The sequence below is a fragment of the Pseudomonas sp. genome, assembly GCF_050739655.1.
GTDB lineage: Bacteria > Pseudomonadota > Gammaproteobacteria > Pseudomonadales > Pseudomonadaceae > Aquipseudomonas.
In genome coordinates this window covers 1-1,411 of sequence record NZ_JBOIBY010000360.1, presented here as the reverse complement: position 1 = coordinate 1,411, position 1,411 = coordinate 1, and the positions used below count along the sequence as shown (strand labels likewise).

Genomic DNA, 1,411 nt, shown 5'->3' with positions numbered 1-1,411 from the left:
CTGTAGTACAGCTCGTATTCCAGTGGGTGTACGACGGTACGTACCTTGATTTCTTCTTCGCTTTTCAGGGCGATGTAAGCGTCGATGAAGTCGTCGCTGAAAACGCCACCTTTGGTCAGGAACGCACGACCTTTGTCCAGCTCTTCCAGGGCTTCTTTCAGGCTGCCGCAAACTTGTGGGATCTCTTTGGCCTCTTCAGGCGGCAGGTCGTACAGGTTTTTGTCAGCAGCGTCGCCAGGGTGGATCTTGTTCTGGATACCGTCCAGGCCAGCCATCAACAGTGCGGCGAAGCACAGGTACGGGTTGGCTGCTGGATCCGGGAAGCGTGCTTCGATACGGCGGGCTTTAGGGCTCGACACGTAAGGAATACGGATCGAAGCGGAGCGGTTACGGGCCGAGTAGGCCAGCATTACTGGAGCTTCGAAGCCTGGAACCAGACGCTTGTAGGAGTTGGTCGCCGGGTTGGTGAAGCCGTTCAGGGCCTTACCGTGCTTGATGATGCCGCCGATGAAGTACAGAGCGGTATCGGACAGGCCGGCATAGCCTTCGCCTGCGAAGGTGTTCTTGCCATCTTTCCAGATGGACATGTGAACGTGCATACCCGAACCGTTGTCGCCGTACAGAGGCTTAGGCATGAAGGTAGCGGTACGGCCGTAGGCGTCGGCAACGTTGTGCACAACGTACTTCAGGGTTTGGGTCTCGTCGGCTTTCTTCACCAGGGTGTTGAACTTGACGCCGATTTCGTTCTGGCCGGCAGTCGCCACTTCGTGGTGGTGAACTTCAACGGTCAGACCCATTTCTTCCAGTGCGTTGCACATGGAGGTACGGATTTCGTGGTCGTGGTCGAACGGCGGAACCGGGAAGTAGCCGCCTTTGACGCCTGGACGGTGACCCTTGTTACCACCTTCGATGTCCTGGTCGGACATCCACGAACCTTGTTCGGAGTAGATCTTGAACATGGAACCGGAAATGTCGGACTTGAACTTCACTTGGTCGAAGATGAAGAACTCTGGCTCTGGACCCGCGAACACGGTGTCGCCGATACCGGTGGATTTCAGATGCTCTTCGGCGCGCTTGGCGATCGCACGTGGGTCGCGGTCGTAGCCCTGCATGCTCGAAGGTTCGATGATGTCGCAGACCAGAATCAGGGTCGGCTCTTCGGTGAACGGGTCCAGGACGGCGGTTTCGTCATCCGGCAGCAGAATCATGTCGGAGGCTTCGATGCCTTTCCAGCCAGCGATGGAGGAACCGTCGAACATTTTGCCGACTTCGAAGAAGTCGTCTTCCAGCGCATCGCGAGCCGGCATGGTCACGTGGTGCTGAGTGCCTTTGGTGTCCGTGAAGCGCAGATCAATCCACTTGACGTCATGATCTTTGATGAGTTGAACCGACTTCGACATAGTGTCCTCCG

Annotated in this window: 1 protein-coding gene; it reads right to left on the bottom strand. The window is 56.8% G+C overall.

The genetic code is table 11. The features are described from left to right. On the bottom strand, positions 1–1,400 hold a 1,400-nt coding region (gene glnA / locus ACRESJ_RS17330), incomplete at its 3' end, for a type I glutamate--ammonia ligase (RefSeq protein WP_431758991.1). Positions 1,401–1,411 lie beyond the last annotated feature (11 nt).